This window comes from Streptomyces sp. YIM 121038 (genome assembly GCF_006088715.1).
GTDB lineage: Bacteria > Actinomycetota > Actinomycetes > Streptomycetales > Streptomycetaceae > Streptomyces.
This window is the reverse complement of sequence record NZ_CP030771.1, coordinates 1567405-1592603: the sequence shown is the minus strand read 5'-3', so window position 1 is coordinate 1592603 and position 25199 is coordinate 1567405. Positions and strand designations below refer to the sequence as shown.

Annotated in this window: 21 protein-coding genes; 6 read left to right on the top strand and 15 right to left on the bottom strand. The window is 74.4% G+C overall.

Features of this window, described 5'->3' with window-relative positions; genetic code table 11:
- Positions 1-58 precede the first annotated feature (58 nt).
- A complete protein-coding gene (locus C9F11_RS06070) occupies positions 59-880 on the bottom strand; it encodes a helix-turn-helix domain-containing protein (protein ID WP_138958272.1) in 822 nt (273 codons plus the stop codon).
- A gap of 453 nt (positions 881-1333) precedes the next feature.
- Positions 1334-2278: a Gfo/Idh/MocA family oxidoreductase gene (locus C9F11_RS06065; RefSeq protein WP_138958271.1), complete on the bottom strand. Its 945-nt coding sequence runs from the start codon at positions 2276-2278 to the stop codon at positions 1334-1336.
- Between the two features lie 458 nt (positions 2279-2736).
- Here C9F11_RS06065 and C9F11_RS06060 point away from each other — a divergent pair, with 458 nt between their 5' ends.
- Together C9F11_RS06060 and asnB are read left to right on the top strand one after the other, a co-directional pair.
- Positions 2737-3333: a TetR family transcriptional regulator gene (locus C9F11_RS06060; protein ID WP_138958270.1), complete on the top strand. Its 597-nt coding sequence runs from the start codon at positions 2737-2739 to the stop codon at positions 3331-3333.
- Positions 3334-3565: 232 nt separating this feature from the next.
- A complete protein-coding gene (asnB, locus tag C9F11_RS06055; protein ID WP_138958269.1) occupies positions 3566-5407 on the top strand; it encodes an asparagine synthase (glutamine-hydrolyzing) in 1842 nt (613 codons plus the stop codon).
- A 48-nt stretch (positions 5408-5455) separates the two neighbouring features.
- Here asnB and C9F11_RS06050 read toward each other — a convergent pair whose 3' ends face one another.
- Positions 5456-5713 carry a hypothetical protein gene (locus C9F11_RS06050; RefSeq protein WP_138958268.1) on the bottom strand — a complete coding sequence of 86 codons (258 nt, stop codon included), beginning with the start codon at positions 5711-5713 and terminating at the stop codon, positions 5456-5458.
- Between the two features lie 155 nt (positions 5714-5868).
- Positions 5869-7047: a serine protease gene (locus tag C9F11_RS06045; RefSeq protein ID WP_249401618.1), complete on the bottom strand. Its 1179-nt coding sequence runs from the start codon at positions 7045-7047 to the stop codon at positions 5869-5871.
- A gap of 327 nt (positions 7048-7374) precedes the next feature.
- Between C9F11_RS06045 and C9F11_RS06040 the strand changes: the two genes are divergently transcribed.
- Positions 7375-8322, top strand: a complete 948-nt coding sequence (locus C9F11_RS06040; protein WP_138958267.1) for a LysR family transcriptional regulator — start codon at positions 7375-7377, stop codon at positions 8320-8322.
- 324 nt (positions 8323-8646) lie between these two features.
- On the top strand, positions 8647-9462 hold the full coding sequence (locus C9F11_RS06030) for a peptidoglycan recognition protein (RefSeq protein ID WP_138966144.1): 816 nt from the start codon (positions 8647-8649) through the stop codon (positions 9460-9462).
- Between the two features lie 13 nt (positions 9463-9475).
- Here the strand turns inward: C9F11_RS06030 and cpt are convergent, their stop codons facing one another.
- The 4 genes from cpt to C9F11_RS06010 all read right to left on the bottom strand — a co-directional run bounded on the left by cpt (position 9476) and on the right by C9F11_RS06010 (position 12946).
- Positions 9476-9997 (bottom strand): chloramphenicol phosphotransferase CPT, encoded by a 522-nt coding sequence (gene cpt, locus C9F11_RS06025; protein ID WP_138966142.1) that lies wholly within the window; start codon positions 9995-9997, stop codon positions 9476-9478.
- Positions 9998-10073: 76 nt separating this feature from the next.
- Positions 10074-11576: a serine/threonine-protein kinase gene (locus C9F11_RS06020; RefSeq protein ID WP_138958266.1), complete on the bottom strand. Its 1503-nt coding sequence runs from the start codon at positions 11574-11576 to the stop codon at positions 10074-10076.
- A gap of 121 nt (positions 11577-11697) precedes the next feature.
- Complete coding sequence (locus C9F11_RS06015; RefSeq protein WP_249401617.1) at positions 11698-12327, bottom strand: class F sortase; 630 nt, start codon at positions 12325-12327, stop codon at positions 11698-11700.
- 118 nt (positions 12328-12445) lie between these two features.
- Complete coding sequence (locus C9F11_RS06010) at positions 12446-12946, bottom strand: hypothetical protein (protein ID WP_171075651.1); 501 nt, start codon at positions 12944-12946, stop codon at positions 12446-12448.
- 281 nt (positions 12947-13227) lie between these two features.
- Here C9F11_RS06010 and C9F11_RS06005 point away from each other — a divergent pair, with 281 nt between their 5' ends.
- Both C9F11_RS06005 and C9F11_RS06000 read left to right on the top strand, forming a co-directional pair.
- A complete protein-coding gene (locus C9F11_RS06005; RefSeq protein WP_138958265.1) occupies positions 13228-14025 on the top strand; it encodes an isocitrate lyase/phosphoenolpyruvate mutase family protein in 798 nt (265 codons plus the stop codon).
- A 39-nt stretch (positions 14026-14064) separates the two neighbouring features.
- Positions 14065-15417 carry an MFS transporter gene (locus C9F11_RS06000; protein WP_138958264.1) on the top strand — a complete coding sequence of 451 codons (1353 nt, stop codon included), beginning with the start codon at positions 14065-14067 and terminating at the stop codon, positions 15415-15417.
- A 12-nt stretch (positions 15418-15429) separates the two neighbouring features.
- Here C9F11_RS06000 and C9F11_RS05995 read toward each other — a convergent pair whose 3' ends face one another.
- The 7 genes from C9F11_RS05995 to C9F11_RS05965 form a co-directional block, all read right to left on the bottom strand.
- A complete protein-coding gene (locus C9F11_RS05995) occupies positions 15430-15750 on the bottom strand; it encodes a DUF6191 domain-containing protein (RefSeq protein ID WP_138958263.1) in 321 nt (106 codons plus the stop codon).
- 40 nt (positions 15751-15790) lie between these two features.
- Entirely contained in the window at positions 15791-17938 is a 2148-nt protein-coding gene (locus tag C9F11_RS05990) for an MMPL family transporter (protein ID WP_138958262.1), read from the bottom strand.
- A gap of 139 nt (positions 17939-18077) precedes the next feature.
- Positions 18078-19481, bottom strand: coding sequence for a dihydrolipoyl dehydrogenase (gene lpdA / locus C9F11_RS05985; protein ID WP_138958261.1), 1404 nt, complete (start codon positions 19479-19481; stop codon positions 18078-18080).
- A gap of 111 nt (positions 19482-19592) precedes the next feature.
- On the bottom strand, positions 19593-20132 hold the full coding sequence (locus C9F11_RS05980; RefSeq protein WP_138958260.1) for a GNAT family N-acetyltransferase: 540 nt from the start codon (positions 20130-20132) through the stop codon (positions 19593-19595).
- Complete coding sequence (locus C9F11_RS05975; protein ID WP_138958259.1) at positions 20129-20593, bottom strand: nitroreductase family deazaflavin-dependent oxidoreductase; 465 nt, start codon at positions 20591-20593, stop codon at positions 20129-20131. Before C9F11_RS05975 ends, C9F11_RS05980 begins: the two co-directional genes overlap by 4 nt.
- Before the next feature lie 207 nt (positions 20594-20800).
- Positions 20801-21250 carry an SSI family serine proteinase inhibitor gene (locus tag C9F11_RS05970; RefSeq protein ID WP_171075650.1) on the bottom strand — a complete coding sequence of 150 codons (450 nt, stop codon included), beginning with the start codon at positions 21248-21250 and terminating at the stop codon, positions 20801-20803.
- 445 nt (positions 21251-21695) lie between these two features.
- A complete protein-coding gene (locus C9F11_RS05965; protein WP_138958258.1) occupies positions 21696-25046 on the bottom strand; it encodes a BTAD domain-containing putative transcriptional regulator in 3351 nt (1116 codons plus the stop codon).
- Between the last annotated feature and the right edge of the window lie 153 nt (positions 25047-25199).

Sequence of the window (25199 nt, the reverse complement as noted above, 5' to 3'; positions counted from 1 at the left end):
CCCGGCCCGCGGTCACGCGGGCGGGCGGTGCCGGGGCGGTGGCCGACCGCGTGGGCCGTCAGGTGGCCCGCAGCATCGGCGCCCGCGGGTGGACGCGCTCCCGTCCGGGGTGGAACACCAGGATCATCATCCGGGCGCCCGGAGCGGTCAGCGGCTGGGCGGCGCACATGGTGACCCAGCCCGCGCCCTTCTCGGCGTGCAGCAGGGGCCGCTCGTCGCCGTCGGGGTGGGGGTAGGGCTTGTCCGCGCCGTACAGCGGGGCGGCCAGGGGGTCGGCGAGGACCTCCTTCTCGATCTGCTGGAGGGTCTCGTCCTCGGGCCGGGTGGCGAGCGCCCCGCGCAGCTGCGGCAGCAGCATGGGTGCCCAGGAGGTGTCCCAGTCGAGGAGGATCTCGCGGGCCACCGGGCTGAGGACCATCCAGCGCATGATGTTCGGCGGGACCTCGCCCCCGGGGAAGACGGCGGCGCAGGCGTCGTTGTACACGAGCATGTCCCAGGACGCGTCCGCGATGTACGCGATGTGCGCGATGCCGTTGACAGCCTCGCGCCAGACGCCCGGCACCTCCTTGCCCGACGACAGGTGCAGCGGCCCCGGCGGGTCCTGGAGCAGGGCGTACCGGCACAAAGAGACCCATTCCTGCTCGTTCAGCCCGAACAGGCGGGCCACGTCGCGCAGGAGGGCCGTCGGTGGGTTGGGGTAGTTGCCGGACTCGAGGCGGTGGTACGTACCAAGGGTGCGATGCAGGAGTTGGTCCACCTGATGCTGGGAGAGCCCCGGTGCCCGTCTGCCCTGCCCCGTCGAGCGGACGAAGCCGTGCGATTCGGGGGCGATGAGGGCGCGTCGTTCACGGAGCAGAGCGCGCAGCGCCGTCTTGTTCATGGTGGGTAATCCCTCTTCGTACACGCCGAGTTGAGCGTCAGCAGTCTAAATATTCGCATCGTCTTTGGGCATAAACATTGCCTGAAGAAAACGATCAGCTCGTGCGGCATCATGGAGTGGGCGGGGCCACCGACCTGCAGGTTTGATCGTCGGTGGGCTCGCGGGCACAACTCAGGGGCATCTTGTTCGGGGAGCATGAAATTGGCTGAAATTCCTCGGCGTCGGATACCCCCTCCGCCTACGGGGTCGTAGTCGGGTAGCGCGCGGGACCGGTTGTTCGTATTCCGATCTGTGTGGTCGGAAACTGAGCAGTGTGTACCTGCGTGGCAGTTACTACCCGGTTCGGTTCCTGGGTTCACTGGCTGCGGCCGGTGCCGTCACTCGCCATTACGTAGCGGCCACGGTACCGGCCGCCCCGTGTTGTTCCGGGCGGCCCTTGTGGCTGGTATTCGCTCAAGAGGCCCGAGTCCGCGTTCGGCCCTGTTGCTCCGTGCCGTCGAGCACCGCCACCTGCTTTTCCGCCGCTGCCAGGATCTCCGTCACGCGCGCGCCGAATCGCACGTCACACGCGTGCGGCCGTCCGGCATGTGCCGCCGTCACGAGCGCGCTCACAGCTGACTGAAACGCGACGCCCGAATCGCCCCACCCTGTCTCTTCGAAGGCCTCCGGGGAGGCCGTCCCGCGCTCGCCGCGGAACTCCAGCGTCACGCCCGTCGCCCGCTCCGGGGCGCGCAGCGTCAGGGCCGCCGTACTGGACGCGCCGCCCGCGTGCCGCAGGATCAGATGGACCGTGTCCGCCGGTCCCGGGGCCGCCGTCACCGTCGTGATCTCGCCGAGCACGGCCGTCAGGACGGACAGCGCGTGCGGCCCGACGTCCCACAGGCCGCCCTTGCTCGCCCGCCACGGCGAGTCGAAGGCGCCGCTCCCGTCCGCCGCGTAGAACGAGCTGTACCAGTCGGCGCGCCCGGTGAACCACGGCCCCTCCCCGGCCCGCTCGGCCAGCCAGTCGGCCACGGGCGGGGCGAACCGCAGTGTGAAGAACACCACGGAGGCGACCTTGGCCCGCTCCACCTCCGTGACCAGGGCGCGAGCCGCCGCCGCGGTCGTGGCCACCGGCTTGTCGAGGAGCAGGTGACAGCCCGCCCGCGCGGCCCGCGCCGCCAGGGGCGCCTGTACGTCCGGCGGCACCGCGAAGGCGACCGCGTCGCTCGCGGCGAAGAGCGCGTCCACGTCCTCGTACGCCGTGGTGGCGTGCGCGGCCGCGAGCTCGGCGGCGGCCTCGGGGCGGCGGCCCCACACGCCGGCGAGCTCGGCGTCCGGATGCGCGGCGAGCACCGGCGCGTGCGTCGCGGTCGCCCAGGGACCCGTACCGATCAAGCCCACACGAAATCTGGTCATGGCCGCAGTATGGCGGAGCGGTGCGGGGCGCCCCACGGGCCGGGTGGCGGTCGCCGAGGGGCGCGGCGCGGGACGGTCTGCGCGCCCGCGCCGGGGCGGCCCCGGCGCCTCTCGGCCATAAAGGTACGGACCTTGCGGCGAGCCGGTGTCCGGCCGCGGGATCGTTTCCCGGGGTCGGCCCGCGAAGTCCGGCCCACTAATCGACGTACCGTCAACTCTTCGCGGGTGAATGGCAATTCGCCGGGCCAGGTGAATTGCCATTCACTCCGCCCCGGGGAAGATGTCCGAGAATCGCGCGTGAACTGTCCCGACTGTCCGGGAATTCTCCGGTATCCGGTGGTGCGGCTGGCGGCGGGGCTGTTGCGCCCCGTGCAACCGTCCGTGGCCCGTGGGGTGCCCGCCGCCTACCCTCGGACGCGGCCGCCGGGACCGGGCGGCCGGTGAGGGAAAGTGACGCCATGACCAGCTCCACCCCGCGGCCGCACCGGCACGTGACGGGGTCCGCGCGCCGTGACGCCGAAGAGACCAAGGCCGCCATCGTGCGGGCGGCCCGGCATCTGCTCGCGCGGCACGCGCACGCCGACATCACCCTGAAGGCGGTGGCCGAGCGGGCGGGGGTGAGCCCGCCGCTCGTCCTGAAGTACTTCGGCAGCAAGGACGCGCTGTTCGCGCAGATCATGTCCTTCGAGACGGACGCCGCGGCCATCCTCGACGCGCCCCTGGCGGACCTCGGCCGCCACATGGTCCACCACCTGCTCACCAGCCAGGCCGAGCAGGGCGCCGACCCCATCCTGCGCATCGTCTTCGCCCCGCTGCACCGCGAGCACGGCTATGTGCTGCGCGCCAACTTCCGCACGCAGGTCGTGCGCAGGCTCGGCGAGCGCCTCCCGGGCGCGGACGCGGGGCTGCGCGCCGAGATGGCGGTGGCGATGCTGCTCGGCCTCGGAGTGATGTACGGCATCGCCCGCGGCCCCCATCTGCGGGCGATGGCGATCGCCGAGATCACCGAACGGTACGCGCCCGCCGTGCAGGCCTGTCTGACGCCCGCGTGTTGAGCAAAGCTTTACGGATGGCCGGAATCTGATGTTCCAGATGCGCCCCTGGCGTGGCCGGGCGCGGTGGGAGCGGCTGTCCGGCCGTGGTGACTCCTTGACCTTCGGTCCGGTGCGGCCGGAATCCGCGGGTCGGCCGGGTGCGCGGGGTGACGCGAGCGTTGACCGCGCGGGGTTCGGGGCGGAGCCTGTCGATATAGCTGCTAGATACATCTACTTCGGCGGGAGGAATCGCATGTGCGGCATCACCGGGTGGGTCTCGTTCGACCGTGAGCTGCGGACCGAGGGCCGGGTCCTGGACGCGATGACGGAGACGATGGCCTGTCGCGGTCCGGACGACCGCGGCACCTGGGCACAGGGCCCCGCGGCGCTCGGCCACCGGCGCCTGGCCGTCATCGACCTGCCCGGCGGCCGCCAGCCCATGACCGCGGCCACGCCCGGCGGCACGGTCGCGCTCGTGTACTCCGGCGAGACGTACAACTTCACCGAGCTGCGCGCCGAACTGGCCGGGCTCGGGCACGCCTTCACCACCGAGTCCGACACCGAGGTCGTGCTGCGCGGCTACCTCCAGTGGGGCGAGGAGGTGGCCGAGCGGCTCAACGGGATGTACGCCTTCGCCGTGTGGGACGGCCCCCGTCAGCGGCTCGTCATGGTGCGCGACCGCATGGGCATCAAGCCCTTCTACTACCGCCCGACGTCCGACGGCGTCCTCTTCGGCTCCGAGCCCAAGGCGATCCTCGCCCACCCGCTGGCCCGGGCGCGCGTGACCGTCGACGGGCTGCGTGAGGTGTTCGCCTTCGTGAAGACGCCGGGGCACGCCGTGTGGGACGGCATGCGCGAGGTCGAGCCCGGCACCGTCGTCACCGTGGACCGCCGGGGCCTGCGCACCCGCACCTACTGGCGCCTGGAGACGCGGCCGCACCCGCACGGCCGCGACGAGACCGTGGCCACCGTCCGCTCCCTGCTCGACGACATCGTCCGCCGCCAGCTCGTGTCCGACGTGCCGCGCTGTGTGCTGCTCTCCGGCGGCCTCGACTCCTCCGCCCTCTCGGCGCTCGCCGCCCACCAGCTCAAGGGCGCGGGCGAGACGCTGCGCAGCTTCTCCGTCGACTTCACCGGGCAGAGCGACCACTTCGTGGCGGACGAGCTGCGCGGGACGCCGGATTCCCCCTACGCGCACGACGTGGCGCGGCTCGCGGGCACCGACCACCGCGACATCGTCCTCGACGCGCAGACGCTGGCCGACCCCCAGGTGCGGGCGAAGATGCTGACCGCGCGCGACATGCCCGTCGGCTTCGGCGACATGGACGCTTCGCTGTACCTGCTCTTCCAGGCGATCCGCGAACACTCCACGGTCGCCCTGTCCGGCGAGTCGGCGGACGAGGTCTTCGGCGGCTATCTGCAGTTCTTCGACGAACAGGCGCGGCGCGGCACTACCTTCCCCTGGCTGGTGCGGCACGCCGAGACCCTCGGCGACGAGGCGGGGCTGCTGCGCCGGGACGTCCTGGACACCCTGGACCTGCGGTCCTACGTCGGCGACAGCTACGCGGGGGCCGTGGCCGCGGTCGAACGCCTCGACGGCGAGAGCGACTTCGAGTACCGCATGCGCACGATCAGCCAGCTGTACCTGACGCGCTTCGTGCGGGTGCTGCTCGACCGCAAGGACCGGGCGAGCATGGCCGTCGGCCTGGAGGTGCGGGTGCCGTTCTGCGACCACCGCCTCGTCGAGTACGTCTACAACGCGCCCTGGGCCCTGAAGACCTTCGACGGCCGGGAGAAGTCGCTGCTGCGGGAGGCCGCCGCGGACCGGCTCCCCCAGTCGGTGTACGACCGGGTGAAGAGCCCTTACCCGTCGACGCAGGACCCGAAGTACGCCTTCGCGCTCCAGGAACACGCCAAGGACCTGCTCGCCCGGCCCGGACATCCGGTCTTCGACCTCGTGGACCGCGACGCGCTGCGGCGCCTCGCGCACCGCGAGACGCCGCAGATCAGGCCCGCCTCGCGGCGCGGCATGGAGCGCGCCCTCGATCTGGCCGTGTGGCTCGACCTCTACGAGCCGGAGATCGCGCTGGGCTGAGGCCCCGGCCGGGGCGAGCCGTGCGCCGGGTTTAGGGCCCCGCCGGGTTCAGGACCCCGTCGCCAGGGTGTCCAGGAACCGCTGGAGCGCGGGCGTCGACGAGGCGTCGAGGCGGCGGCGCACCGGCGGCACGCTCGCGCCCCGCCGGACCGCCCCGGCGCGCGCGTCGCCGCCCCGGCGTACGTGCCCGGTCGCCACCCGCCGTATGAACTCCGCGACGGTGAGGCCGAGCCGGTCCGCGTGCCGCAGTACGGCGTCGTACTCGTCGGGTGGGAACAAGACCTGCACAGGCGTGGCACCGTCCATGGACGCATGATGTCGTCCTGTCCAGCCAGGCGCGGGACAGATGGCCTATTCCGCCCGAAGGGGTGGCGCGGGGGTGCGGGCGCGCGGCGGGGCGCGTGGGTACGGAACGGAGCCCGCGCCGGTCGGCGCGGGCTCCGTCCGGGAAGGCCCGTGGGTTACGGACGGTTGTCGATCAGGTCCTGGACCTGCGGGTAGATCTTCTCCATGCGCGTGCCCACGTTGGTCGGGCAGGAGCCGCCCCAGTGCAGGGCGATCACCTTGTGGGAGGAGCCCGCGAGCACCGGGGAGCCGGAGCTGCCGCCCGAGGTGTCGCAGTTGTAGCCGACGTCCTCGGGGCCGAGTTGCGGGGTCCGTACGCCGCAGTAGGCGCCGCCGTCGCGCTCCTCGTAGATCGAGATGCGCTTGGGCCGGGTGTCGCCGTGCCCGGCGATGTACGCCTGCTCGTTCGCGATCGGCGCGCGGGTCTCCAGGAACAGGGTGCCGAACTGGGTGATCCGGTCGAAGTCGTCCACGCTGAAGAGCGTGAAGTCGAGGCTCGCCGAGGTGCGCAGGAGGGCGTTCGCGCCGACCTTGGTGCCCGGGCGCGGGTCGTTGCCGCCGCAGGTGGCGCAGTCGTAGTCGAACTGGAGCTCCACCTTGTCGAGTTCGGCCTGCGTCTTGATGCAGTGGTTGTTGGTCATCATGTGGTTGCCGCGGCCCACGCGCCAGGCGGTGCAGTAGCCCCCGCCGTTCAGGAGCATGCGGGCCACGCCGCGCGAGGCGGCGTAGTGCGCGGGGTGGCTGGTCTTGTAGCAGACGGCGTCCCGGCGGCCGTCGGCGCCGCACACGCTGCGCGTCGCCGGGTTCTCGGCGGTGAACTCCGCCGGGGTGTAGCCGCGCCAGTACCGGTCGACCGTCGCCTGCGAGCGCCGCTCGCCGCGGGTGTGCAGGGTGATCACCGCGGTGTCCCCGTCGACGGACATCGCGGCGAAGCCGGTGCGCCCGTGCCGGGTGAAGCCCGCGTCGCCCGGCGCGGCCCCGCCGCGGGTGGGGTCGCCGTGGTAGGTGTGCACCTCGCGTCCGGCCGGGTCGGCCACGGTCAGGCGGTCGCCGGGGGCGAGCGCGAGGCGGGCGAAGTGCACCTTGACGTACGCCGCTCCCGGGTGCCGGATCACCTGCCGGGCCGGGCCGCCGGGGGAGCCGAGCCTGAGGTCGACCGTCTGCTCCTCGCCCGCGGCCGGGACCGGGGCGGTGCGGACGGGTGCCGGTGCCGGTGCGCTCGCCGTCGTCGGCGCGGCGGGGACGAGGGCGGCGGTGACCACGAGAGCGGCCGCCGCGATGACGCGTCTTAACACGGTGCCTCCTTGGGGCGGGTGGGGGAAGGAGCTCCTGCCCTCGACAGTAGGCCTGTACATGACAACCAGGCGAGATGTGTGTCGGTCAGAAGTGCCGGGAGGGGGCGCGTGCGAGAGGGCCCCGGCCGGACGGGGGAATCGCGGTCGGGACCCTCATCTTGTTCAACGGTGAAATAGGGAGGGGGGTTCCCGCGTACTCCGCGACCCCGTGTGATCTGTGCAACATGCAGGCGACGCGGGCACTCCGGCCGGGCCAGGCCCCGGCCGCCCCGGCCGGGTCGGGCCCCGGATGTGACACCCGTGCCGGGGACGCCCTAGCGTCGTGCCGTGACGCTCGACGATCTCCGTGTCTTCATCGCCGTCTGCCGCGCGGGCAGCCTCAGCGCCGTGGCGCGCGACCTCTCCTGTACGCAGTCGGCGGTGAGCCAGCACGTCAAACGCCTGGAGAAGGAGCTGGCCGTCAGCCTCCTGGAGCGGCACGCGCGCGGTGTCGTGCCGACGTCGGCGGGCCGCATCCTGCACGCCGCCGCCTCCGACGGCATCGGTGGCATCGACCTCGCCCTGCGCCGCCTGCGCGACCTGGTGCGCGGGGAGAGCGGCACGGTGCGCATCACCACGGGTGCCACGACGGTGCGGCACTTCATGGCCGACGCGATCGTCGGCTTCCGGCAGCGGTTCCCGCAGGTGGCCCTGGAGTTCCAGACGGCGAGTTCGAGCCGGGCCTGCTTCGACGCGCTCGCCGCCGACGACCTGGACCTGGCCTGGGTCACCATCGGCGAACCCGTGCGCGGCATCGAGCAGCGGCCCGTCGCCGAGCTGCGCTGGGTGCTGGCAGTCCCCTGCGGCGACCCGCTGGCCGCCAAGCGGCGCGTCACCCTCGCCGACCTGGCGGCCGTGCAGCTCATCCGGCCCCCCGAGGTGTCCAGTTCGCGCTCCCGCCTCGACGCGGCCCTCGCCGACGCGGGGCTGCGGCCGCAGGGGCACACCAGCGTGGCCGACTGGGACACCGCCCTGCTGCTCACCGAACTCGGCGTCGGCCAGGCCGTCGTGCCGGAGTTGCCCGGCTGGCGGGCCGCGGGTCCGCCGGGGCTCCGCCTCATTCCCGTGCCGGAGCTGCCCGCGCTGTCCGTGGGCTGGGCGGTGCGCCGCTGGGACGCGCTCAGTCCGCTGGCGCGCGCCTTCGCCGACACGGTGGCCACCGACTGCGGCGCGGGCGGCATGGGTGCGGTGCCCGCGCAGTCGGTCCAGGGGGCGAGCCGCGCGGCGCGGGTCTGAAGGCAGCGGATCTCCGGGCGGCCCAGCGTGCGCTCGGCCGCCGTCCGGTACGCGGCCCGCGCCCCCTCGATGTCGCTGGCCCGGCGCGCGGTCCAGGAGCCCGTACCCGGCGAGCACCTCCTGCGTCTCGCCGTACGGGCCGTCCGTGATCACGGGGCGGCCGTCCGCGTCCCGGCCGAGCAGGCGGGCCTGCACGGGGTGCTCGACACCCGGCGCGGAACTCCTCGCGACGGATCGCGCGGGCCCGCCGCCGGTCGCGGGGGCGTCCCCCGACCGGGCGCACCCCGCGCGCGGGCCCGGTGGGCCGCCCGGAGAGTGGGAGGCATGCGTGCCTGGCGGGAGACGGTGGCGGGGCGGCTGCCGCCTGCCGGGCGCGCGGTCCTCGCCGGGGTGCCGGGGCTGTGCGCCGTGGGGGCGCTCGCGCTGTGCACGGTGGGCGTCGAGCACGCGGCCGAGGAGGCCGGGCACCGGACCGCCGCCGTGGTCCCCGCGGCCCACCGCGCGGCCCGGCCGCCCATCGTGCCGCGCGCCAAGTGGCTGGGCGACACCGGCGAGACCGGCCCGCCGGTGCGCTACGGCGGCCCCGTCGTCGCCGTCTTCGTCCACCACACGGACTCGCCCAACGGCTACGACTGCGCCGACGCGCCGCGCATCATCCGGGCCCTCGCGGCGGGCCAGACGGGTGCCCGGCTCTTCGACGACATCGGCTACAACTTCCTCGTCGACCGCTGCGGCACGATCTACGAGGGCCGCGCGGGCGGCGTCGACCGGCCCGTCGTCGGCGCGCACACGCAGGGGTTCAACCACCGTACGGCCGGGATCGCCGCGCTCGGCACGTTCACCGCGGGCACCCCGGTGCCGCGGCCGATGACGGAGGCCATCGCCGCGCTCACCGCGTGGAAGCTCGGCCTCGCGGACGTCGACCCGCGGCTGCGGGCGCAGCTGGTGTCCAGCAACAGCCTCAGCCGCTTCCCGGTGGGCACGCGCGCCGAGTTCGACGCCGTGGCCGGGCACACCGACGGCTACACCACCAGCTGTCCGGGCGCCGCGCTCCGCGCCGAGCTGCCCGCGATCCGGGAGCGGGCCGCCCGCCTCCAGGGCCGTACGCAGGAGCGGGCGCAGGCGGCCCGTCCGCGGTGACCGGAGGCGCCGGTCAGGTGACGCGGGCGGCGATGGCCCGGGCGCACTCCAGGGACTCGGTACGGGTGGTGTCCACCTCCAGGTCGTAGCGCACGCCCTCGTGGACGAGGCGCGCCTGCGCCGCGGCCATGCCGGGGGTCCGGTCCCCGCGCGCGACCTCGCGGCCCGCGGCCACTGCGCTCTCGCAGCGGACGCCGACCCACAGCACGTCCAGGTCGCCGAGGGCCTTCTCCCACCGCTGCCGGGACGCCGCGCCGCCGAGGAAGACGTCGTCGACGACGATCCGGGCGCCCGCGCGGGCCATCGCCACGATGCCGTGCGTCCAGGCCGTCTCCAGGGCCCGGAAGTCCGCACCGACGTCCACGCCCCCGTCGGCGGCGAACACGATCCCGCCGTCCGCCCCCTGCATCCGCGCGGGCAGGGCGTCGACGAACGCGTCGCACCCGAACGCCAGCCACTGGTCGGGCAGGACGGCCTGCAGGCACCGCACGATCCCGGACTTGCCCGAGCTGGAACCGCCGTTGAGGATGATCATCCGCGTTGTCACCGCGCCACCTTAGGACGCCGCGCCGCGCACCGGCCACCGCGTTTTCCCGGGTGCGGCGACAGGCCTAGCCGTCGAGGCGGATGCCCTTCACGGCCGCGTCGAAGACGGGGCGGTACTGCTTCCACCGCTCGTTCGGCGCGGAGAGGTAGACGACGTACTGGGTGCCGTCGTCGTCGGAGAACGCCATTTCCACGGCCCGGAACTTTCGGGCTTTGCCGTCGAAGGTGAACTCCCAGTACCCTGCGGGCGCGCCCCGGAAGGTCGTGGCCGCCATCCGCACCCGCTCGTAGCCCGGGTTGTCCCGGCGGGTCTGGCTCTCCTCGGTCCTGCGCCAGTGCTCGACCGGGTCGGACCCCGCGAACTCCGCGACGTTGACCCGCAGGCCCACCAGTCCTGTGGGGTCGATGTACGCGACGTCGCCGCCCGGCAGGTTCTTGCGGGTCCAGCCGTCGCGCACGGGCAGGGCCAGGCCGCCCTCCTGCCGCGCCAGGTGGTAGCCGGACGGCACGGGCGGGACGGCGGGGCGGGAGGCGCCGGTCGCGGGCCGGGCCCCGGACGCCTCGCCGCCGTCGCCGGGCCACAGCAGGACGCCGCCGGTCACGCATCCGGCGACCACGGCGGCGGAGCCGCACCACAGGGCCGCGCGGCGGCCGGTCCCGCGTCCGTCCCGGCGCGCGGGGGCCGCGGGGGCCGGGACGGACGCGGGACCGGCCGGGTCGATCACGGCCGTGCCGGTGCCGGTGCCGGGGCCCGTGGCCGCCGCCCGGCGCAGCAGGCGCTCCGCCTCGTGTGCCGGGGTGCGGTGCTCGGGGTCCTTCACGAGCAGGCCCTCGATCAGCGGGGCCAGCTCCCCGGCGGCGCGCGGGGGAGCGTGCGGTTCGGTGGCGATGGCGTACGCCGTCTCCATCGCGGTGCCCCGCTCGAACGGATGGCGGCCCTCCACCGCCTCGTACAGCGTCACGCCCAGGGACCACAGATCGCAGGCGGGGCTCGGCTCGGCGCTGCGCAGCCGCTCGGGCGCCAGGTAGCGCACGGAGCCGATCAGCTCACCGGTCCGGGTCAGGGACGGCGTACCGCTCTCGACCGCGATGCCGAAGTCGGTGAGCACGGTCCGGCCGTCGTGCCCGAGCAGGACGTTGGCGGGCTTCACGTCCCGGTGCAGGACGCCCGCGTCGTGCGCGGCGCGCAGCGCGGCGGCCATGGCCAGGCCGTGCCGGGCCGCCTCGGCGGGCGCCAGCGAGCCGCGCTCCGCCAGGACGTCGCCGAGCGTGACGGAGGGGATGTACTCCATGACGATGCACGGCAGGCCCTCGTCGTCCACGACGTCGTGGACGACGATCACGTGGGCGTGGGTGATCCGGGCGGCGCTGCGGGCCTCGCGGCGGGTGCGTTCGTGCAGCGTCCGGATCTCGTCGTCGTCGAGATGCGGGGGCACGTGGAGCTTCTTCACGGCGACGTGCCGGCCGAGCAGTTCGTCCTCGGCCCGCCACACGGTGCCCATGCCGCCCCGGCCCACGCGCTCCGCCAGGCGGTACCGGCCGGCCACGAGCCGTCCCAGATCGGACACCGTCGACGTTCCCCCGCTTCGCACACATGAACAGGTTGCGGAAGAAGCCTAACCCGATCGCCCGGCGGTCCCCGGAGCCGGACGCGGCCCCGGACCGGCTGGCGACGCGGCACCGGACCGGCTAGCGATTCGCTGTCGCGTACACGATGAGATTGTCCACGGGGTGCCCCTGGGCGTCGTACGCGCCGTCGCAGGTGATCAGGCGCAGGGCGCGGGCATCGGTCGCGCCGTAGACCTTGTCGGTGGGGAAGGCCTTCTTGGCGGCCGTCTCGGTGGCGGTGACCCGGAAGTGGACCGTCCTGCCACGCGCGTCCCGTACGGCGATGTCCGCACCCACCCGCACCTTCTTCAGGTCGTGGAAGACGGCCCGGCCGAAGCGCGTGTCGTTGTGGCCGATGATGACGGCCGCACCGCGCCGCCCGGGGATCGCGCCGCCGGTGTACCAGCCCGCCGTCATGCCCTTCTCGGCGGGCGGCACCTCGACCGTGCGGTCCGGGTTCAGGCCGAGGCGCAGCAGCGGGCTGCGCACGCCGATGGACGGGATCGCCACGTGCACGGGGGCGGCGGGCGCTTGCGACGCGGCCGCGCCCGGGGTGCCCACGTCGTACGTCCTGGAGGCGGACGGCCTCTCCTTGGTGGCGGCGGCCGTTCCGTCGGCGGCGGAACAGCCGCCCACGGCCGCGCCGACGGCGACGGCGAGGACGCAGACGCCGAAGGCGCGGCGCGGGAGCGGTCGGCTCTTCAGGGGCATGGGTGCTCCGGACGCGGTGGCGCCGCCGGGGCAAGGGGCGGCGCCACCACGCGTGATCGGGCCGGACGGGCGCGCGCGGCGCGGTGCCCGGCGGGGGAGGTGGTCCTCGCGGCCGGGCTCAGCCCTGGGCGCGGCCGGTGGCGCGACGGCGCAGGACCAGGGTGCTCGCGCCCGCGAGCAGGGCGATGCCCGCCGCCGAGCCGACGAGGGCCGGGGTGGTGTCGCTGCCGCCCGCCGCGGGCCGCTCGCCCGCGGCGACGCCGCCCCTGGGGGTCACGGCGGGCTTCTTCCGCGCGGGCTCGGGCGCGGGCGCGGCGGTCTTCTCCTTGGCGTCCTCGACGACGGGCTTGTCGCCCGCGGCGACCCCGCCGCGCGGCGCGGCCTGCTTGCGCTTGTCCCGCAGGGCCTCGTCCAGCGCGGCCCGCTTCTTGGCGACGGACTCCTTGGAGACCTCGGGCGCGGGCGTGCTCTCGCCGGCCGTCGGCTTCGGCTTGGGCGTCGACTCGGAGGCGAAGGCCACGGCGGACGGGGCGGCGAGCACGCCGACGGCCACGGAGGCGGCGACGGCGGCGGCGCGCAGGGGGCGGGCGTGGGGACGGGCGTGGGCGCGGTGGGTCATGTGATGGGGCTCCGTTCCGGCTCGTACAGGAGGGGGCGTGCCCGGCGGGGGCGGCGGACACCGGTGTTCCGCCGGGCACGGTCGCCAGACTGGCGCGAAGTTATGTGGAAGCTGTCAGGTTCCTGTTGGGGTTCGATCAGCCCTGCGGGGAGGGCCGGTCGGCCGCCCGCCGGGGGCAGGGGCACGGCCGGCCTGCCCGAGGCTCCGTCGGGTTCCGCCGGGCCGGGCGGTGGCACAGCGCCGGGCCCTCGCTGTCGGACCCCTCTGGCAGAGTGCGCGGCATGAGTGATCGCCACGAAGCCTTCCGTGCCCTGCACCGCGTCGGGGCGCCGCTGTTGCTGCCCAATGCCTGGGACCACGCGTCCGCCGCCGCGCTCGCCCGTGCCGGGTTCCCCGCGATCGGGACGACGAGCCTCGGCGTGGCCGCCGCCGCGGGCAAGGCGGACGCCACCGGGGCCGCGCGCGAGGAGACGCTGCGGCTCGCCCGGGGCATCGCCCGGCTGCCCGCCCTGATCTCCGTCGACATCGAGGGCGGGTTCAGCGACCGGCCCGAGGACGTCGCGGACCTGGCCCGCGCGTTGGACGGGGCGGGCGTCGTCGGGGTGAACCTGGAGGACGGCCGCCCGGACGGCACGCTCACCGCCGTCGACGCGCAGTGCGCGCTGATCCGCGCGGTGAAGGCCGCCGCGCCCGACCTGTTCGTCAACGCGCGCACGGACACGTACTGGCTCGCCGCCGGGGAAGCGCCCGAGACCGAGGGGCGCCTCGCCGCGTACCAAGAGGCGGGCGCGGACGGGGCGTTCGTGCCGGGCGTGCGGGACGAGGCCGTGATCGCCCGGCTCGTCGGCGCCCTCGACGTACCGCTGAACGTGCTGCACGCACCGGACGGCCTGTCGCCCGCGCGCCTCGCCGAGCTCGGCGTGCGCCGCGTGAGCACGGGCTCGCTGTTGTTCCGCGCGGCCGTGCAGCAGGCGGTGGACGTGGCCCAGGAGTTCCGTCGCGGCGCCGCGCGCCCCAGGGACGTACTCTCGTACGCCGACGCCCAAGATCTCGCAAAGGCGTTCGAGCCCGGGGAGTGACCCGGGCCGCCGGTGGGGCGGGGTGCGGAGGGGGAGCACATGGCGGGGCGGGACACCTCACGGCGCGCGGCACGGACGTCGAGCCCCGGCCCGGCCTCCCTGTGGGCGGACCCCAACTACCGCCTCTTCCTCGCGCTCCAGGGCCTGTCCGCGCTCGGCGACTCCTTCTCGCACGTGGCGATCCCGCTGCTCGTGCTGCACCAGACCGGCTCCGTGGCGCAGATGGGACTCGTCACCGGGCTCACGGGCCTGGCCTCGATCGTCACCGGCCTCTTCGCGGGCGTCGTCGCCGACCGGGTGAACCGGCGCCGTCTGCTGGTGCTCACCGACGTCGCGCGCTGCGTGCTCTTCGGCACGGTGCCGCTCGTGTGGCTGTTCGCTACGCCGCTGTGGCTGGTCTGCACGGTCGTGCCGGTCGCCGGGGCCTTCGCGATGCTCTTCCAGGTGACGTATGTGACGGTGGTGCCCGCCATCGTGGGGCCCGGCCAGATCCTCAAGGCCAACAGTCATCTGTTCGGCGCGTACGCCATCGCGAGCGCGGGCGGGCCCATGCTGGCCGGGCTCGTCGCGGCCGCGTTCGGGCCCGCCGCGGCGCTCGGCATCGACGCCGCGACGTTCGCGGTATCGGCGGTCGGCATCCTCTTCGTCCGCATACGGCCGATGCCGTCGCCCGACGAGACGGACGAGCGCGAGGGGCGCGACGGGCGGGATGGGCGCGACGAGCGCGCTGGGTACGACGAGCGGGATGGACGGGGCGAACGGGGCGGTGTCCGGCGGGAGTTCCTCGCCGGGGCCCGCTTCCTGTGGGAGCACCCGGTGCTGCGGCCGCTGACCGTGCTCCTGGCACTGCTCACGTTCCTTACCTACGGCCTGACCGACGTCATCGTCTACTACGTCAAGCACGGCCTCGGGCACGGCGACAGCACGGTCGGCTCTGTGCTGGCGGCCGGGACGCTCGGCACGCTCGGTGCGTCGTTCGCCGTCGACCGGCTGCGCCGGCGCCTCGGGTTCGGCGTGAGCTGGATCGGCGTCCACCTGCTCGCCGGGACCGCCGTGGCCTGCCTGGGGCTCACCGGAAGCGTGCCGCTGGTGGCGGTGCTCGCGGCCGTGGTGCTCTTCTGCACCGGCGTCGCGGGCATCAACTCCATGTCCCTGCGCCAGGAGGTGACGCCCAGTCATCTCCTGGGCCGGGTCACCTCGTCCTTCTGGACCCTCCACAACGCCCTCGGCCCGGCCGGTGCCGCAGCCGTCACCGCGGCGGCCGGGACGTGGGGCGTCCGGGCCGTGTGCCTGACCGTCGGCGCGTGCGTCGTGGCCGTGGCCCTGTCCGCCACGGCGACGGGCATCGGCCGCACCCGCAGGGGCCGCGCCACCCGGGCCGACGGGACCTGAGACCGGGGCCGGCTACCGGCCGGGGCGCGGCAGCCGGATCCTCGCGATGCCGCCGTCCAGGTCCACCGAGGTGCGGTGCGGCGGGGCGCCGTCCTCCTCGTCGTCGCGCATCACCAGGGAGGACTGGCGCTCCTTGAGCTCGTTCTGCTTGCCGGGCGAGAAGCTGGCGTGCAGCTGCTCGAAGCCGGTCGCCGATATCTGGCCCTGGCGGGCGCTGTTCCGCCAGGGCAGCAGCCCGGCGCGCCCGGCGCGGAGCAGCAGTTGGTCCACGAAGGCCACGACGGTCAGCGCGATGACGAGGCCGGGCAGGGTCATCAAGACGGCGAATCCCATGACGCCAGTATGCGCGGCGCGCCCCGCCGCCGGGCGGCGCTCAGTGCCGTGACTCCTCCCGTGTGCGGCCCCGTTCGTCCGCCCCGGCCCCGGGCGCCCGGTCGCCGTGGCCCGGCCACCACGCCGCGTGCCCGATGAGGGCCGTCAGCGCGGGGGTGAACAGCATCGCCATGACGAACGCGGCGATCGCGATGCCGAAGGACAGGGAGAAACCCATCTGGGAGAGCGTCGAGTTGCCCGCGAGCATCAGCGTGGCGAACGTCCCCGCGAGGATCACACCGGCCGAGCCGATGGTCGGGCCCGAGTGCCGGACCGCGACCCCCGCCGCCTCGTGCGGGCCACGGCCCTCCCGGGCCTCCTCGCGCAGCCGCGAGACCATGAGGATGTTGTAGTCCGTGCCGAGCGCGACCACGAACAAGTACATGATCACGGGCAGCATGAACATCAGGCCGGGCTGGCTGCCGATCTGCTGGAAGAGGAGCGATGTCGCGCCCAGCGTCGCGCCGAACCCGAGCGCGACCGACAGCATCAGGTACCACGGCGCCACCAGGCTGCGCAGCAGCAGTCCGAGGATGACCATGATGGCGATCGCGGCCACCGGGAAGACGACCGAATAGTCGCGGTCCACGGCCTTGTTGATGTCGACGTACACGGCCGTGATGCCGCCGACGAGCGCCTTGGTGCCGGTCGGCGCGTCGGCGTGGGCGGCGGGCCGCAGCTCGTCCTTGATGGTGCCGAGCGCCTTCTCGGAGGCGGGCGGGTCGGCGAGCACCACCGAGTACGACGCGGTCGTGCCGTCCTTGCTGACCTTCGGCGCGGCCACCGAACCCACGCCGTCGACGGACTCCAGCCGCTTGCGGAACGCGGCCGGTTGGCCCTCGGCCAGCGGCCCGTCGCCGGTCGACGTGAGATACACGAACGTCGGGTCGGTGGTGCCCGCGGGGAAGCCCTTCTCCAGGTTGTCCTGCCAGACGATCGACTCCTTGTCCTTGGGGAGCGAGGACCCGGCGAGGTCGAAGTTGGCCTTGTAGCCGAGCGCGCCGAGCGCGAGCGCGCCCATGAAGAGGGCCGAGACGACCGCCCACACGGCCGGTTTGCGGGCGATGGAGGTGCCGAGCCGGGCGAAGCCCGTGCCCTGCGGCTCGCGCTGCCAGGACTTCGACGGCCAGAAGACCTTCGTACCGAGCAGCGACACCACGGCCGGGACCAGGGAGAGCCCGGCGAGCAGGGTCAGGAACACGGCGATCGCGAGGGCGGGGCCCATGGAGCGCAGCATGCCGAGGGAGGAGAGCGTGAGCGCGGCGAACGCGACGATGACGGCGCCCGCCGCCGAGGTGATGGCCTCGCCGACCCGCTCCACGGCGTGCACCATGGCGCCCTTGGCGTCCTCGCCCGCGCGCAGCGCCTCGCGGTAGCGGAAGAGCAGGAACAGGATGTAGTCCGTGCCGACGCCGAACAGGACGACGGTGAGCAGCTCCTGGACGGACGAGTCGGCCTTCATGTCGAAGGCCTCGTTGGCCCAGGCGATCAGGCCCGTCGCCATCGGCGAGATCAGACCGATCAGGACGACCGGCAGCAGCGCGATGATGGGGCTGCGGAAGATCACGAGCAGCAGCACGATGATGATGACGATCGTGCCGACGCCGACGAGCAGGCCCGCGCGCTCGGACGCGTCGCTCTCGTCGAGGGCCTGTGCGGCCGAGCCGGTGATGCCCGCGTCGAGGCCGGTGCCCTTCAGCTCGCCCTTGAGGTCCTTGCGGAGCTGTTCGACGGCGTCCTGCTGCTGGGTGTCCTCGGGGTTGGTGATCTTCGGCATGGCCACGACGGAGGTCTGGACGCGCTTGTTGGGCGACACCTCACCGGGCGTGACAGCCTGGACTTCCTTGATCTTCTTCGCTTCCAGGTCCGTGGACACCCGGGTGACCACGGTGGAGTCGGCGGGGGTCAGCCGCCCGCCGTCGGAGCGCTGGAAGACGATGATCGCGCCGATGTTCTCCTGCTGCGGGAAGTCCCGCTCCTGCAGGTCGGAGGCGCGGATGGATTCGTAGTGATCCGGCAGGAAGCTGGCCTCGTCGGTGCTGGAGGTGAGCTTCGGTGCCAGCGAGATCACGGCGGCGGCCGCGACGACCCAGGCGAGGATCACCCACCAGGGGCGGCGGACCACGAAACGGCCCAGTGCAGAGAACATGGATCACTGCCTCTCCTCGCCCCCGAGGCACATCACATCCTGCCCAGCATCGGCCGGACCATGCGGGCCCGCCACTCGGGACGGCCTTCCCGGGACCGCGGCGGCGGCCCCGGGAAGCGCGGGGAGTGCGGCTGTGGACTCAGAAGTTGATCATGTGCCCGGCGAGGCCGTGCACGGCCTCCTTGACGGCTTCGCCCAGGGTCGGGTGGGCGTGCACGTTGCGGGCCACCTCGTGCACCGTGAGGTCCCACTGCTGGGCCAGGGTCAGCTCGGGGAGCAGCTCCGTCACGTCCGGGCCGATGAGGTGGGCGCCGATGATCTCGCCGTACTCGGCATCGCTGATGATCTTCACGAAGCCGACGGTGTCGCCGAGGCCGTGCGCCTTGCCGTTCGCCTGGAACGGGAACTTGGCGACCTTGACGTCGAAGCCCTTCTCCTTGGCCTGCGCCTCCGTCCAGCCGAAGCTCGCGATCTGCGGCTGCGAGTAGGTGGCGCGCGGGATCATCGGGTAGTCGAGCTCCATCGTCTCGGCGTCCCCGATGGTCTCGGCCGCCACGACGCCCATGGACTCGGCGGTGTGGGCGAGCATCAGCTTGGCGGTCACGTCGCCGATGGCGTAGATGTGCGGCACGTTCGTACGGCAGCGGCCGTCGACGTCGATGGCGCCGCGCTCGGTGAGCGCCACCCCGGTCGCCTCCAGGCCGTAGCCCGTGACGTTCGGCGCGAAGCCGATGGCTTGGAGCACCTTGTCGGCCTCCAGGACCTGCTGCTTGCCGTCCTTGGCGGTGACGGTCACGCGGACCTGCGGGCCCGACTCGTCGATGGACTCCACGCGGGTGGAGGTCAGCACGTCGATGCCGAGCTTGCGGTACTGCTTGGCCAGCTCCTTGGAGACGTCCGCGTCCTCCAGCGGGGCGACGCGGTCCAGGAACTCGACGATCGTGACCTTCACGCCGTAGTTGTGCAGGACGTACGCGAACTCGATGCCGATCGCGCCCGCGCCCGCGATCACCACGGAGCCCGGCAGCTCGTCGGCGAGGATCTGCTCCTCGTACGTGACCACGCGGTCGCTGCGGCGCGTGCCGGGCAGCAGCTTCGGGGTGGCGCCGGTGGCGATGATGCAGTTGTCGAAGCCGATCGTGGTGGTGGTGCCGTCCGGCTTGGCCACCTGGAGGGTGTTGGCGTCCAGGAAGGTGCCCCGGCCGTCGAACTCCGTGATCTTGTTCTTCTTCATCAGGAAGTGGACGCCCTTGACGCGGCCGTCCGCGACCGTGCGGCTGCGCCGGAACGCCTCGCCGTAGTCGAAGGACACCTCGCCGTCGACCTTGATGCCGTACGTCTTGGCCTCGTGCGTGAACAGGTGGGCGAGCTCGGCGTTGCGCAGGAGGGCCTTCGTCGGGATGCAGCCGACGTTGAGGCAGACGCCGCCCCAGTACTTCTCCTCCACGACCGCTACCCGCTTGCCCAGCTGGGCGGCGCGGATGGCGGCCACGTAACCGCCGGGTCCTGCTCCGAGCACGACGACGTCGAAGCGGTCATCCATGGGGTGGTTCCTCTCTGCGTTTGCGGTGCTGTGTGCAGCTCTGTGGTGTGGCTGACACGATCATCCGTCATACCCGCCCCGGGGTGTGGGGCGGGTCGGTGTCCTTACCCCTCAAGGCTCTCGTACGAGCCGCCACTTGACCTCGCCGGCCTGCCGCTCGGCGGTGGGGGCGAGCCCGGCGGCGCGGGCGACGGCGGTGGACGCGTGGTGATCGGGGTGGACGTGCGCGCTCACCGACGTCACCCGGGGGTGCCCGAACAGCCAGGCGACCAGCGCCCGCGCCGCCTCCGTGGCGATGCCGCGCCCCTGCCACGGCGTGCCCACCACCCACGCGACCTCGGCGGTCAGCTCATCGGCACCGTCAGGTGTGACGGTGGCCTGCACGGTGCCCGCGAGGCGCCCGTCGGCCCGGACGCGGACGACCCAGTTGCACCAGGAGGCCCCGGGCTCGGGCGGCCCGGCGAGCATCCGCGCGTACCGGGCGCGCAGGGCGGGGAGGTCGTCCGGGGCCCCGCCGGTGAACGCGTGCAGCGCCGGGTCGGCGAGGACGAGGGCCATCTCCTCGGCGTGCGCGGGAACGAGGGGTTCCAGGGCGAGCCGGTCGGTGTCGAGCGGCTCGGGGACGACCGGGCCGGTGCCGGGACGGCTCACGCGTCCTCCGCCACCGGCTCGAGGACCACCACGGGCAGCACCCGCTCGGTCTGCCGCTGGTACTCGGCGTACTGGGGGAAGGTCTCCACGGCCCGCGCCCACCAGGCGGCGCGTTCCTCGCCCTCGGTGACGCGCGCCTCGTACGTGCCGGTCACGGGGCCGTCCTGGAGCCGTACGCGGGGGTGGGCGAGCACGTTGTAGTACCAGGCGGGGTGCTGGGGCGCGCCGCCGACGGAACCGACGGCGACATAGCGATCGCCGTCGACGACACGGATCACCGGGGTCTTGCGGATCTTCCCGGACCGGGCGCCCCTCGTGGTGAGGACGACGGTGGGGTAGCCGTTCACGAGGGTGTGGTCCAGGCCGCCGCTGGACTCGTAGCGGGCGACGTGCTCCGCCACCCAGTCCCAGGTGTTGGGTGCGTACTCGCCGTCGAGGGTGTGGTCGTCCGCGGGGCTCATGGGGGCTCCTTCGGCAAGGGCGTGCGGGGCCGGCCGGATGCCGGTCCGGTTGGTGCCAACCGGCCGTGCCCGCGAACTCTTCCCGCACGCCCGCGCCCTGCCCGAAGACGGCATTGTGCGGCCCCCGATGCTCGGGACATCGGGGGCCGCGGGCCTCGGCTGCCTCCCCCCACGAAAGGTGGCCGAGGGGTCTTGGGGGACGGTCCGTCAGAAGTTCAGGAGCGCCCCCTCGGTGAGCGCCGCGTCCTTCGTGCAGGGGTTGCCGAACGTGGTCGTCCAGGCGACGTGCTTGCCCTGCCAGACACCGCTCACGGAGACGATGACCGGGTTCCACTCCTTGGTACACAAGGCCTTGGGCTCCTTGTTCACGAGCGCGTCGAACCGCGCGCCCACGGCGCCGGCCTCCGCGCAGGCGGCACGAGGTGCCGGGTGGGTGCCCGAGGCCTTCGGCGCACACGTCAGGGTGACCGCGCGCTGCACCGTGGCCGTGGCGGCGTCTTCGCCCTGGCCGACGGTGAGCACGAGGTCCGAGGGCGCGTACAGGCCCATCGGCTTCGGCGTGGCGGCCTGGGCCGCGCCCGTCGTGACCGCCGAGACGGTCAGGACGCCGGCGGCCACGGCAGCGGCCGTGCTCACGGTCTTGAGGAGGTGACGCACTGTAATGCTCCTTCAACTGCGGGTGAGTGGTACGAGAATGGGTGTTGCGTACCGATGCTGCTGCGCGTTACGGACGGGTTGCGTGCCGTAGCGGCGATTGCGTTGAGGAGTCTGGCAAGTGCGCTGAGTGAGCAGCAAACGCATGGTCGATTTCCGGATGCGGGCGTCCGCTGAGCGAGGCGCGCTTGGTCATTCGGGCAGCTCAACGTATGCGGGAGCGCGCCCACCCGTCCCGCGGCGCGCCGTTTTGACACTGGTGGTATAACCCAAAACAACCCTCTGACCTGCGAAAATGAGCGGTCGGTCGTTTTTCGCGGCGTGGGCTTCGACCGGAAACCGGTGCTTGACCGGCCGGGTCCCGCCCGATAACCAGCGGGGCGCACGGAGCGCGAGGGAGGCCTGCGGCGGACGCTGAAGCAGGGGCGGGAACGGGTGTCGTCCCAGGTCAAGCAGGTGAGGGCGAGGCCACGACGGCGCGTGCCGCCACCGGGCTCAGCCGCTGCCCTTGCTTGAAAGCGGTTGTGTACGACTGCGTGCCGAGACGGGCGCGGGCCGCCGCCTCCACGCGGTCCACGTCCCCGCGCTCGGCGGCGGGCAGCGGCGCGCCCACCGACGCGCGGGCCGCCGACGCCGCGCCGAGCAGCGTCGCCGCCGTGCCGGGCGCGCCCGCGGCCGCCTCGGCCCCCGCGAGGCCCTCCAGGGCGAGGGCCAGCGCCCTCGGGTCGCCGAGGGGCAGCGCCGCCGCGAACCCGTCCGCGTGCAGCGCCCGGGCCGCCGCCGCGTCGCCGCGCAGCTCCGCCGCGAAGCCGAGCTCGGCGAGGGCGAGCGTCACGCCGGGTCCGTAGTCGGCCTTGCGGAACCAGGCGAGGAGCGCGCGCATGTGCCGCTCGGCGCCGTCCAGGTCGCCCTCCCTGCGCGCGCCGAGCCCGAGGCCGATCAGGGCGTCGATCTCGCCGGAGCGGAAGCTGTGGTCGCGCGCCAGCTTCAGGGCCCGCTCGTGATCGGCGCGCGCCCGGGCCAGGTCGCCGGTGAGCAGCGCGATCCGGCCACGCCCGGACAGCCGCTTGGAGGCCTCCGCCCACAGCCCGAGCCGCTCCGCGACGAGCAGCCCCTCGTGGTGCAGCCGGGCGGCCTCGGCGTGGTCCCCGGCGATCTCGCTGAGCGTGGCCAGCGGGAAGACGGTCTGCAACTGCCCCAGGGCGTCGCCGAGTTCACGGAAGAGGCGCGCGCTGCGCGCGCTGTCGCGCCGCACCGCCGCCAGGTCGCCGCGCGCCATCGCGTGCCGGGCCCGCACGCTGAGCGCGGCGGCGGTGCCCCAGCGGTCGCCGAGCGCCTCGAAGGCGTCGAGCGCCTCGTTCACCAGGCGCTCCCCGGTGCGCACGGCACCCGCGCCGAGCTGCGCGGAGCCGAGGATCCACAGCGCGGTGGCCCGCCCCGACGGGTCGTCGACGTGCCGGTACGCCTCCAGGACGGCGGCGAGGGGCGGCTCGACGTCCGGGTACGCGGCCGACAGCGGATCGGCCGCGGCGGAGGCCGTGCCGGCCGTGTCGGCCCCGGTCCCGGCGCACGCGTCGGTGAACCCCTCGTCGCCCTCCCGCAGGGCGATGCCGGTGCGCCAGGCGAGGGCGAGCGCCCGCGCGGCCGCCGTCCCCGGCGCGAGCCCCGCGGCGGTCGGTGCGAGCGCCAGGGCCGCGTCCAGGGAGCGGCGCGCCTCGGCGACCCTGCCCCGCAGCACCCAGTACCAGGCCAGGGCGTTCACCATCCGCAGCGCCCGCTCCACGGCCCCGCGGCCGACCGCCGCGTCCAGGGCCCGGCGCAGATTGCCGCTCTCCTCGTCGAGCCGTTCCAGCCACCGCCGCTGCTCCGGGCCGCGCAGCGCCGCGCCGCCGCGCTCGGCGAGCGCGGCGTAGTGGGCGCTGTGCCGCTCGCGCACGTCCTCGTCCTCGCCCGCCTCCCGCAACTGCTCGGCCCCGTACGCCCGTACGGACTCCAGGAGGCAGTAGCGCGGCCCGTCCGGGCGGTCGGAGGCGACCACGAGCGAGCGGTCCACGAGCCGCGCGAGCAGGTCGAGGACGTCCGCGGGGCGCACCGCGCCGCCCGCGCCGACGGCCTCGGCCGCGGCCGGGCCGCAGCCGTCGTGCACGGCGAGCCTGCGCAGCACCGTGCGCTCGGGCCCGCTCAGGAGCGACCAGCTCCAGTCGATCACCGCGCGGAGCGTGCGCTGCCGGGCCGGGGCGTCGCGGAGACCCCGGCGGAGCAGCGCGAACCGGTCGTCGATCCGGGCGAGCAGACCGTGCACCCCCATCGTGCGGACCCGGGCCGCCGCGAGTTCGAGGGCCAGCGGCAGCCCGTCGAGCCGTACGCACAGCTCGGCGACGGCCTCCGTGTCGTCCGCGCCGAGCGCCGCCGCGCCGGGCCCGAGCCCGGCCCGCTGGACGAACAGCTCCATGGCGCCGCCGAGTTCCAGCGGCGGCACCGGCCACACCCGCTCGCCGCTCACGTCGAGCGGCTCCTGGCTGGTCGCGAGGACGGTGAGGTCCGGCGCGGCGCGCAGCAGCCCGGCGGCGAGGGCGGCCACGGCGTCCACCACGTGCTCGCAGTTGTCGAGCACCAGGAGCAGCCGCCGGGCGCGCAGCGCGTCCGTCAGCCGGGCCACGGCGTCCCGCGGCGGGCCCGCCTCCGGCTCCTCGTGCAGCCCGAGGACCCGCGCCACGGCCTCCGCGACGGCGGCCTCCGCCCGGTCGCGGCCCGCGTCGACGCCCGCCAGTTCCACGAGCCACACCCCGTCGGGGAACGCGGGCGCGAGCCCGTGCGCCGCGGCCACCGCGAGCCGCGTCTTGCCCACGCCGCCGGGTCCGGTGAGCGTCACCAGACGGGTGGCGCCGAGCAGCCGGCGTACTCCCGGCACGGCGTCGTCCCGGCCGACGAGGCCGGACACCGGGGCGGGGAGGTTGGAGCGCGCGCCCGGCGCGGCGGCCGGGGCGGCGGCCGGCGGACGGCCGCGGCGCGCGGGCCCGCCGGGTGCCGGGGACGGCCCGTCGAGCGACGGGTCCTGGCGCAGGATCGCCCCGTGCAGCGCGGCCAGTTCCGGGCCCGGCGCGAGCCCGAGGTCCTCGGCGAGGCGCCGCCGCAGGTCCTCGTACGCGGCGAGCGCCTCCGTCTGGCGGCCCGAGCGGTACAGCGCCCGCAGCTGCGCCGCCCGCAGCCGCTCCCGCGCGGGATGGCGTACGACCAGGTCGGCGAGGTCCGCGGCCAGCGGCCCGTGTTCGCCGCTGTCGAGGCGCGCCTCGGCGTGCTCCTCCCGCGCGGTGAGCCGGGCCTCGTCGAGCCGCTCCGCCGCGCCCCGCGCGAACGCCTCACCGGCGAAGTCGGCGAACGCCTCGCCGCGCCAGAGGCCGAGCGCCTCCGTGAGCAGCCGGACCCGCTCGCGCGGCTCCCCGGCGGCGCGCGCCCGCTCGACCAGGTCCGTGAACCGGGTCGCGTCGACGTCGTCGGGGTCGTCGGGCGCGACCCGCAGCGCGTACCCGGCGGGCCCCGACGCGACCAGGTCGCGGCCGCCGGGACCGGCCTCGTCCAGGGCCCGGCGCAGCTGGGACACCTTGCCCTGGAGGGCGTTGGCCGGGTGGTCCGGCAGCGCCTCGCCCCACAGGCCGTCGATGAGCCGCTCGGCGGAGACGGGCCGCCCGGGGTGCACGAGCAACTGGGCGAGCAGCGCACGGACCTTGGCGCCCGGCACGGTGACGGCCGCGCCGTCCGTCGTCCACACGGCCAGCGGACCGAGCACCCCGAATCGCATACGGACGACGATAACGCGCCAGGTGAACGGCCTCCCGGCCCCCGGCCCCTCGCCCCCTCGGCCCTTGACTCCTCTGCCCCTTGGCCCCCGGCCCCTTGACCCCTTGTGCCCCGGCGGCAGCCGGACCGGCAGTGGACCGGCAGCCGACCGACA

What these genes read in the sequence shown, in the direction of transcription:
- C9F11_RS06060 (WP_138958270.1), top strand. Translation starts at nt 2,737, where the DNA reads ATGACCAGCTCCACCCCGCGGCCGCACCGGCACGTGACGGGGTCCGCG.
- C9F11_RS06015 (WP_249401617.1), bottom strand. Translation starts at nt 12,327, where the DNA reads ATGCCCCTGAAGAGCCGACCGCTCCCGCGCCGCGCCTTCGGCGTCTGC.
- C9F11_RS06000 (WP_138958264.1), top strand. Translation starts at nt 14,065, where the DNA reads ATGGCGGGGCGGGACACCTCACGGCGCGCGGCACGGACGTCGAGCCCC.
- C9F11_RS05990 (WP_138958262.1), bottom strand. Translation starts at nt 17,938, where the DNA reads ATGTTCTCTGCACTGGGCCGTTTCGTGGTCCGCCGCCCCTGGTGGGTG.
- C9F11_RS06050 (WP_138958268.1), bottom strand. Translation starts at nt 5,713, where the DNA reads ATGGACGGTGCCACGCCTGTGCAGGTCTTGTTCCCACCCGACGAGTAC.
- C9F11_RS06030 (WP_138966144.1), top strand. Translation starts at nt 8,647, where the DNA reads ATGCGTGCCTGGCGGGAGACGGTGGCGGGGCGGCTGCCGCCTGCCGGG.
- C9F11_RS06070 (WP_138958272.1), bottom strand. Translation starts at nt 880, where the DNA reads ATGAACAAGACGGCGCTGCGCGCTCTGCTCCGTGAACGACGCGCCCTC.
- C9F11_RS05975 (WP_138958259.1), bottom strand. Translation starts at nt 20,593, where the DNA reads ATGAGCCCCGCGGACGACCACACCCTCGACGGCGAGTACGCACCCAAC.
- C9F11_RS06065 (WP_138958271.1), bottom strand. Translation starts at nt 2,278, where the DNA reads ATGACCAGATTTCGTGTGGGCTTGATCGGTACGGGTCCCTGGGCGACC.
- C9F11_RS05995 (WP_138958263.1), bottom strand. Translation starts at nt 15,750, where the DNA reads ATGGGATTCGCCGTCTTGATGACCCTGCCCGGCCTCGTCATCGCGCTG.
- lpdA (WP_138958261.1), bottom strand. Translation starts at nt 19,481, where the DNA reads ATGGATGACCGCTTCGACGTCGTCGTGCTCGGAGCAGGACCCGGCGGT.
- C9F11_RS05965 (WP_138958258.1), bottom strand. Translation starts at nt 25,046, where the DNA reads ATGCGATTCGGGGTGCTCGGTCCGCTGGCCGTGTGGACGACGGACGGC.
- C9F11_RS06005 (WP_138958265.1), top strand. Translation starts at nt 13,228, where the DNA reads ATGAGTGATCGCCACGAAGCCTTCCGTGCCCTGCACCGCGTCGGGGCG.
- cpt (WP_138966142.1), bottom strand. Translation starts at nt 9,997, where the DNA reads ATGATCATCCTCAACGGCGGTTCCAGCTCGGGCAAGTCCGGGATCGTG.
- C9F11_RS06010 (WP_171075651.1), bottom strand. Translation starts at nt 12,946, where the DNA reads ATGACCCACCGCGCCCACGCCCGTCCCCACGCCCGCCCCCTGCGCGCC.
- asnB (WP_138958269.1), top strand. Translation starts at nt 3,566, where the DNA reads ATGTGCGGCATCACCGGGTGGGTCTCGTTCGACCGTGAGCTGCGGACC.